Annotated in this window: 2 protein-coding genes; both read left to right on the forward strand. The window is 76.6% G+C overall.

Annotated features, from left to right (window positions below; genetic code table 11):
- The first annotated feature begins 282 nt into the window (after positions 1 to 282).
- On the forward strand, positions 283 to 1,770 hold the full coding sequence (locus tag ACWEVO_RS34615; RefSeq protein WP_452311626.1) for a DNA-3-methyladenine glycosylase 2 family protein: 1,488 nt from the start codon (positions 283 to 285) through the stop codon (positions 1,768 to 1,770).
- A complete protein-coding gene (locus ACWEVO_RS34620; protein ID WP_452311627.1) occupies positions 1,767 to 2,279 on the forward strand; it encodes a methylated-DNA--[protein]-cysteine S-methyltransferase in 513 nt (170 codons plus the stop codon). Before ACWEVO_RS34615 ends, ACWEVO_RS34620 begins: the two co-directional genes overlap by 4 nt.
- The last annotated feature ends 379 nt before the right edge of the window (positions 2,280 to 2,658 follow it).

The following is a 2,658-nucleotide window of genomic DNA, read 5'->3' on the forward strand; positions in this document are numbered from 1 at the left end:
GACCCGACCGGCGGCCCGGGGCCCAGCGGACCCGTCCCCACCGCGGCCGTGCCCTCGCCCACCCCGCGGCGTTGACCCATCGACGCCCGCAGCGGATCGGCCGCGCGCCGCGGCACCGACGGCGGGGCGGGTTGATCGACTTGTGATGCGGCAGGTCGGGGTCTCCGGGCGCGCGGTGACCCCGAGCTGTCGCAGCCGGCTGCCAGGGTCGCTCCGGATCCCGTACGGCCAGGTCCGAATCCCGCCAGCCGAGGGCGGGACCTGCGAGGCAGTATCGGTGACGTGGAGTTGGACTTCGAACGGTGCTACCGGGCCGTCGACAGCCGCGACCAGCGGTTCGACGGCTGGTTCTACACCGGCGTGACCTCGACCGGGATCTACTGCCGGCCGTCCTGCCCGGCGATGACGCCGAAACGGCAGAACGTCCGGTTCTTCCCGTCCGCGGCCGCCGCCCAGGGGGCGGGGCTGCGCGCCTGCCGCCGGTGCCGCCCCGACGCCGCCCCCGGCTCGCCCCAGTGGGACGTCCGGGCGGACGTGGTGGGGCGGGCGATGCGGCTGATCGCGGACGGGGTGGTCGACCGGGACGGGGTGCCGGGGCTGGCGGCCCGGCTCGGCTACACCGAGCGGCACCTGCACCGGATGTTGAACGCCGAGCTGGGGGCGGGGCCGTTGGCGCTGGCCCGGGCGCAGCGCGCGCAGACCGCCCGGATCCTCATCGAGACGACCGGCCTGGGCATGGCCGAGATCGCGTTCGCCGCCGGCTTCGGCAGTGTCCGGCAGTTCAACGACACGGTCCGCGAGGTGTACGGGGCCACCCCGTCCGAGCTGCGGGTCACCCGGGGCGGGCGGCCGGCGGTGAGCGGGGCGGGCACCATCTCACTGCGGCTGGCGTACCGGCCGCCGTTGCACGCGGCGGCGCTGCTGGACTTCCTCGCCGTCCGTGCGCTGCCGGGGGTGGAGGAGGTGCGCGACGGGACGTACCGGCGGGGGGTCCGGCTGCCGCACGGCGCCGGCACCATCGCGCTCACGCCGGCCGACGGGCACGTGGCCGCCACGCTGCGCCTGACCGACCTGCGCGACCTGGCGCCCGCGGTGGCCCGCTGCCGCCGCCTGCTCGACCTGGACGCCGATCCGCTGGCGGTCGACGCCACCCTGGGCGAGGACCCCGCCCTGGCGGCGGCGGTCGGCGCGGAACCCGGGGTCCGCCTACCGCACGCGGTCGACGGCTTCGAGATGGCCGTCCGCGCGATCACCACCCAGCAGATCTCCCTGGCCTCCGCCCGCACCACCCTCACCCACCTTCTCGCCGCCGTGCCCGACCACCGTGTCGATCATGAGATCGTCGGCGACGCGGCCGGCGGTTCACGACCACCACTAAATGATCAACTGGAGCTGCGGGCGTTTCCCCGCGCGGACGAGGTGGCGGCGGCCCCGGACTCGGCGTTCCGGATGCCGGGAGCGCGGCGGGAGACGGTGCGGGCGGTCGCGCGGGCCGTCGCCGAGGGCTCGCTGGACCTGGAACCGGGCGGGGACCGGGAGGAGACCGTGCGACGGCTCGTCGCGCTGCCCGGGATCGGGCCGTGGACCGCCGGCTACGTCGCGATGCGGGCCCTCGGCGACCCCGACGTCCTCCTCCCCACCGACCTGGGCGTCCGCCGGGGCGCGACCGCGCTCGGCCTGGCTGGCGACCCGAAGACCCTGAACGCGTACGCGGACCGCTGGCGCCCCTGGCGGTCGTACGCGGTGATCCGACTCTGGAGAGCGGCATGACCACACTGGACAGCACCGTCATCGACACCCCCGCCGGGCCGCTGAGCGTGCTCGCCGGGCCCACCGGGGCGGTACGCGCCGCCGGCTTCACCGCCGACCCGGTCGCCCTGGTGCCGCTGATGCACCCGAGCCTCCGCGGTGACCTGCGGGACCGCACCGACCTCGGCCCGGTCGACGCGGCCGTCCGGGCGTACCTGGACGGCGACCTGGCCGCGATCGACGCGGTCGAGGTGGAACAGCACACCGACGGCGTCTTCCTGGCCCACGCCTGGCAGGTGCTGCGCGACGTCAAGCCGGGCGAGCCGGTGACGTACACCGGGTTCGCCGGGTTGGCCGGACGGCCGGCCGCGGTACGCGCCGCCGCGGCGGCCTGCGCCCGCAACGCGGTCGCCCTCTTCGTGCCCTGCCACCGGGTGCTGCGCACCGACGGCACGCTCGGCGGCTACCGGTGGGGGCTGGACGTGAAGAAGTGGCTTCTCGGCCATGAGGGACGCCTGACGGCAAGCTGACAGCGGCGCTGTCACCGCCTGACGCCACCGTCGGGTGGTGCCTGCGCGGAGCGACGGCAACCCGGCGGGGGCCACGCTCCGGCCGGTCCGGCGGCTAGACTGTCGCGATCATCGATCGGCCGCGTCCCCGGCCCCGCCCGGGTGACCCGACCCGGGACGCCGGCCGGCCGATCGGCATCGCCGACACGGGGAGGTTCGCGGCGTGCGTATCCGCCGACGCGTGGTTGTTGCCGGAGTTGCCGTCGCCTGCGCCGTCGCGGCGACCGCGGTGGGGTTGAGCCGGGGCGGCGACGCCGACCGGGCTCCCCACGCCCCCACCGCCGCCCACAAGCCCGCCCACCCCGCCCCCCAGGACGACCCCACCGCCGGCGCGCACGCC

Source organism: Micromonospora sp. NPDC003776, assembly GCF_053605645.1.